The sequence below is a fragment of the Flavobacterium aeripolare genome (assembly GCF_013294025.1).
Taxonomy (GTDB): Bacteria; Bacteroidota; Bacteroidia; order Flavobacteriales; family Flavobacteriaceae; genus Flavobacterium.
The window spans coordinates 1-5,799 of record NZ_JABSNL010000023.1; the positions used below are offsets into that span (position 1 = coordinate 1).

Sequence of the window (5,799 nt, forward strand, 5' to 3'; positions counted from 1 at the left end):
GTAATATGTTAAAAGAAAGTTTGTTCATTAATCATTTAAAATGTTGATTAGTATTCTGTTGCGGTAAAATAGCCACTAACGTGTCGCGGCTTGCAAAAGTGGCGAACTTTGTAACCGATTATTTTCGGCTAAGATAAAATTTCTTGCGAAAGATAAACGTGAATTTACCACATATTTCGCCATTTATGCAAACCGCTGTTACCAGCAGTTTTTTATTTTTCGTTTAGCACTTTTCTTGTTTGTCTTACAAGATTTACAAACAGTTCTTCTCTTTCGTTTTCATCCATTTTACTTACAGGTCTATTGGGTGGATTCATCGCTTGAAACTGGTTTAAATCATCAAATTCTTCAAAAAGACAAGGTTTTAAGATAACTATTAAAATTACAGCACCTTCTTTTTCTGCTGCTTCTAATAAAGGCGGTAGTTCGTCTGTTGAAATAAAGTCTGAACCTAAAAAATCAGTGCTAACTAAAAGAATTGCAACTTTCGTTTCTAAAATTGCTTTTCGGATTTCTTCTTTCCACTTCTTTCCAGGTTCTATTCTAGAATCGTCCCAAAAGTCAATTTTGCTTTTAAATGGCTTAAAGTGTCTTTGAATATCATTCAAATATTGTTTGTCTAAATGATTATAACTCACAAAAACTTTTTCACGTTTGTTTATATCTTGAATATCATATTTCTGATGAACAACTTTCGGTAAAGTTCCAAGTTCTTGATTTAAATAGAAAATTAATCTTTCTGCTGAAATTTCGTATCCGCAAGTAGGACTCGGATTTCCACCGTGAGATTTGTCTCGATGTTCTTTTAATTCTTCACTTATCGTGATTTTCATTTCGTCTAAAAAGATTGACTTAAACTCTGGCGAATAAAAGTCAGACAATCGATATTTTAAATCACTTAATTTTTTAGATGATTCTAAATTTGGATTTGATAGGGAACTATTTTCATAAAATTCTCTTGCTTCTTCTCTGATTATTTTCTCTTCTCCCATTTTTTTTTTTAAAATTGCTGGTAACGTGTCGCGGCTTGCAGAAGTGGCGAACTTCGTAACCGATTATTTTCGGATAAGACAAAAGTTCTTGCGAAAGATAAACATGAATTTACCACATATTTCGCCATTTTTGCAAACCGCTGTTGGCAGAAGTTTTTTAATTATCTTTAACCTGATTATCAATTAAATTTTTGAAAGTACTCAATTTATTTTCTGCTTTTATTAATTTTTCAATTTCTGGATTTGATAGAAATAATATTTTTCTACTTTCCCCAGATTCTCTAACAGCTTCAATATAAGTATTTTTTGTTATAAAACCTGTGGTTGCAATTATTCCTAATTCAGCTAAACCATTTGTGTTTTTTAATTTATTTTGAAAAACAATGAAATCATTTTTGTTTACTTTAGTTACGGGCATATTTTTACATTCAACAAGAATATACTTTCCAAATTTACCAATAAAACTGTCTTCAATATCATTGCGAATGATTAAATCTACTTCATTTAAAGACTTGTCTTTAACTCTTTTTAGAACTTGATTAAAACCAATTGACTGAAACATTAAACTCATAAAATGTTCAAATTTCTCCCCTTTGCGATAAGTATCTGTTTCATTCTTTGCCTCAGAATAAAATTGTAAAAGTGCATTATTTATTTCTGATGGATCTTTTTCGATATTTTCATAATAATTTTCGATTGTATTTTTAAGTTTAGGTAACCATGTTTCAAAATCTTCCTTATCTTGAATATCTACAACCTTACCAGTTAAGAATAAGTCTTTTAAACGCAAAAAATATTCATCTTTAAATGCTGAAATAATTATTACATGAGAGAATGGATTTACTTCAAATATTTTTTTTGCCAAATCTATACCATCAAATGAAAATTCATCCATTCGTATATCAATTATTGCTAAAGAAAAAAATCGGTTTTCAATTGCATCAAGAATACCTTCTTCGGAATGATAATTATCAAATGAATAGTGTGGCATTAGTTTAGACAAACCTTTATCCAATCCTTCTGCCTGTTCTTTAACATCATCAATTATTATAACATTCTTTCTCATTTCAAATTTAATTTAATATTGGTAAATGTACTAAAAAAGCTTTAGTGTAAAAATCATCTTTTGATTTAATTTCAATTTTACCTTTGAATAACTCACATAAATATTTTGCATGGTATAATCCAATACCTGAACCACCTGTTGTTGAATATCCGAATTCAAAAATTTTGTCTATGCTTTTTTCATTTATTAGTAGCCCATTATCTAAAATCTCTATGGTTAAAAAATCTTCATTTACAAATGCAACAAGTTTTATCGTAGGATTTTCTGTTTCTTCTAAAGATTTTATAGCATTTATGAATAAATTATTAAACATTTGAAGAACAGATTGAAAAGGTAGATTTAAATATATATTTAATTCTTTTGGCAGTTCTTTTATCAATTTGATTTTATTATTATAAAGATCATTTCTAGTCAATAATTCTACAGCAATTATTAGATTTTTAATTTCAAATTTTTCGTCTTTTGAATATGGTACTAATTTTGAAAAATTATCTATAGTTTCACGTATAACTTTAAGATTTGTTTTGAGCGATAAAATATTTTCTTCTGTCATTTCTTGAGCAGAAGTTGTTGACAAAACGCTATCCATGCTTTGAATTGAATTTTTTATATCGTGTCTTGCAAAATTTCCCAAATAAGAAATATGATTATCATGAGAAAGTGTAAGAGCTTCAACTGCTTTAAATACATTTTGTAATTCAAGTCGATTTTTTTCGATTTTTTGCGCTTGAACTTCTGGATTATATCTTGGATTTGGAATGTATTTCTTCTTTTTTGCCATGAATTATCTTATTTTTCTGATTTTTTTTAAAATTTCTGCCAACGTTTCGCGGCTTGCAGAAGTGGCGAACTTCGTGACCGATTATTTTCCGCTAAGATAAAATATCTTGCGAAAGATAAACATGAATTTACCACATATTTCGCCATTTTTGCAAACCGCTGTTAGGCGTTCGTTTTTATTTTTCGCCAATATTTAAAATTCCTTTTGGTACATAAAAAAAATAATCAGTTTCATTATCTTCTTCAAAACCAAACCAAGATTTATCTTCCACTTTATTGTATTTTTTATTTAATTTTTTTAAAAGTTTTCTGGAATGTACTGCATCTAGTGTAGTTTCATTATAACATTCGGGATTCAATAATACTTTCTCACTATATGTATCATTGTCTAAACTAGTTTTCCAACTGAATTCGTCGCTTAATATATTTTGAAAATATGATTTTCTTGTACTGTTATGTGTAACTCCAAAATGACTTTCGTAATATTCAATTTTTTCTTCACCAATTGCACAAATTACTTGGGATTTTGAGATTCTAGGTTCAAACAAATAAATTTTCAAAAAAAATGGTTGGTTTAATTTTTCAAGTTCAATTTTCCAATTATTATATATTTCTTCTAGACCTAATATTATTTTCTTTCTAGTTTTAGATTTAGGTTCTGCTATATTGCTGTTATTATTTGAGATATTAAAATAAGGTTCAAATGAAATATGTGTAAAACAATACTTATTAGCCAAAAAATCAGCGATATTTATAGTTTTGTTTTGTTCAATCCATGATTGAATTCTTTTCTGAATTTTTTTGTGTCCACGTATTTTTTTTGTTCTGTTCATATTCTATTTCGTTCTGCCAAAATGACGCCTAACGTGTCGCGGCTTGCAGAAGTGGCGAACTTCGTAACCGATTATTTTCGGCTAAGATAAAATTTCTTGCGAAAGATGAACGTGAATTTACCACATATTTCGCCATTTTTGCAAACCGCTGTTGGTAGCAGTTTATTTTTTCTTCTTGTTTTTAAATGCTCCTGTCAAAATTGTAATACCTGTAAAAAAAATCATTATAGTTAAAATAGACCACCATTCAAATTCAAATTTTCCATTTTTGAATAATCTGCTATATGTCCAAAAGCCAAAGATTGTCGTTACAATAGTTCCTGAAATCAGTTCGCTCCAACTAAATATTTCAAATTTGAAAACAGGTTCTCTTTCAATTGTTTCTTCAACTTCAGTCGTATTTTTCATTTCAGGTTCATTAAAAGAGTTCATCAGCATAATTATACAAATAAATCCTCCAAGAATTAAGAAGTAAAATGGAGTGTCAAAAACTTCTTCTGTTATTTTTCCATAAGTAAAGTATGCAATTATAATTAATATAATAAGAGAAATAAAAAACTCTCCATAATTATAAATTTTAGTTGGCTTTTTATATTTTCTGTAAATTTCCCGTTCAATGGCTAATTTTATTTCTATACTATTATGAATATCTATTTCAGTTGCTTTATTATATACTTCAATATCAGATAATATTTTTGAAGAAGAACGTGGAATTAAAGGCAAAATTTTTAAATAAGCGACAAAAAAAGCAATAACACCTGCTAAAACATTAAATAATTTCGGTAAGTCTAAATTTTGAAAAAACTCGTTTAACATAGATTTTTTTATTATTTAGTTGCTGTTATTTAGTCTGTTATATTAAATTGCTACCAACGTTTCGCGGCTTGCAGAAGTGGCGAACTTCGTGACCGAGATTTTTCGGCTAAGATAAAATTTCTTGCGAAAGATAAACGTGATTTTACCACATATTTCGCCATTTATGCAAACCGCTGTTGGTGGCTGGCTTTTTCGCTGTTATTTTCCGTGTGTTAATTTAATTATTTGTCCATTTGTTGAGTTTATAATAATTAAAAATGTTCCACCAAGCATATTTTGTGGAAGTGTTCCATTTAAAACCCAATAATTGTCTATTTGGTTTATTTCGTAAGGTCTTTGCTTGATTATGTTGTCTTTTCCGTAAATTTTAAATAGAATTGTTTCAGCAATTATTACCGCTGTTTCTTTGTCGGGAATAACTGTGTCAACTAAAATTTGCTTTTCCTTTTTTTTAGAAAGTGCATCTTTTAGTTCGCTTTTTGCATATTCAACGCCAAATTGCGTTCTGTCACTTTTAGTTTGTCCACAAGAATTCAGACTTATAAAAATTAAACCAATAAAAACGATTTTGAAATTCATATTTTTTTTCATTAATTAATTATTTCGACCAAAAAGCGTTGCTTTTCCTTCTTGATTTTTTGCAATTTGAATTAATTCTTTTTGAAAATTGTCAATTGCTGATGGTTCAATAATTATTTCAAGTTTCAGCTTATCTTTTTCTTCACTTCTGTATTCAGTAGAAACATTTTCTTCCAGATTTAATTCAACTCCTAAATGTCCTGCATTGTCAATGCAATGATATTTCATTGAGAAATATGCGTAACTATCTTTCTTACCCATTTCGTAAAATAATTTTGAATCATTTTTAGGAAATTGAAATAATGATTTGGCAAAACCTTCTAAAGATTCGCTTGTTTCATAAACTTCGGTAATACCAAAATAGCGTCCATTTGAAGCAATTACTCGAAATTCAAACATATCTTCATCTTTCCAAATAACTTCTAATTCCAAATATGATTTTCTGTTATTTAACTCCATTTTTTTAATTGTTGATTTTCAGTCGTTTTCAGGTAAGCTTGCCACCAACGTGTCGCGGCTTGCAGAAGTGGCGAGCTTCGTAACCGATTATTTTCGGCTAAGATAAAATTTCTTACGAAAGATAAACGTGAATTTACCACATATCTCGCCATTTTTGCAAACCGCTGTTACCTGCTGGCTGTTTTGACCCCTATAAAACAAGAGTATTATTCTAAATTTCGATTATTAATTATGCTGTTAATTTTTCCATTAAAATTAGATGTTTATCCTGGTT

At 28.7% G+C, this 5,799-nt stretch carries 7 protein-coding genes; all 7 read right to left on the reverse strand.

The features are described from left to right. Positions 1-212: 212 nt before the first annotated feature. The 7 genes from HNQ00_RS16105 to HNQ00_RS16135 all read right to left on the reverse strand — a co-directional run bounded on the left by HNQ00_RS16105 (position 213) and on the right by HNQ00_RS16135 (position 5,525). Positions 213-992 carry a toll/interleukin-1 receptor domain-containing protein gene (locus HNQ00_RS16105; RefSeq protein WP_173839529.1) on the reverse strand — a complete coding sequence of 260 codons (780 nt, stop codon included), beginning with the start codon at positions 990-992 and terminating at the stop codon, positions 213-215. A 157-nt stretch (positions 993-1,149) separates the two neighbouring features. Further along, positions 1,150-2,058 (reverse strand): response regulator, encoded by a 909-nt coding sequence (locus HNQ00_RS16110; protein WP_173839530.1) that lies wholly within the window; start codon positions 2,056-2,058, stop codon positions 1,150-1,152. Between the two features lie 7 nt (positions 2,059-2,065). After that, positions 2,066-2,839: an ATP-binding protein gene (locus HNQ00_RS16115; RefSeq protein ID WP_173839531.1), complete on the reverse strand. Its 774-nt coding sequence runs from the start codon at positions 2,837-2,839 to the stop codon at positions 2,066-2,068. Positions 2,840-3,014: 175 nt separating this feature from the next. Then, positions 3,015-3,671 (reverse strand): hypothetical protein, encoded by a 657-nt coding sequence (locus HNQ00_RS16120; RefSeq protein WP_173839532.1) that lies wholly within the window; start codon positions 3,669-3,671, stop codon positions 3,015-3,017. Between the two features lie 162 nt (positions 3,672-3,833). Further along, on the reverse strand, positions 3,834-4,487 hold the full coding sequence (locus HNQ00_RS16125) for a hypothetical protein (protein WP_173839533.1): 654 nt from the start codon (positions 4,485-4,487) through the stop codon (positions 3,834-3,836). A gap of 198 nt (positions 4,488-4,685) precedes the next feature. Continuing rightward, complete coding sequence (locus HNQ00_RS16130) at positions 4,686-5,066, reverse strand: YbbC/YhhH family protein (protein ID WP_173839534.1); 381 nt, start codon at positions 5,064-5,066, stop codon at positions 4,686-4,688. Positions 5,067-5,081: 15 nt separating this feature from the next. Then, positions 5,082-5,525, reverse strand: a complete 444-nt coding sequence (locus tag HNQ00_RS16135; RefSeq protein ID WP_173839535.1) for a hypothetical protein — start codon at positions 5,523-5,525, stop codon at positions 5,082-5,084. Between the last annotated feature and the right edge of the window lie 274 nt (positions 5,526-5,799).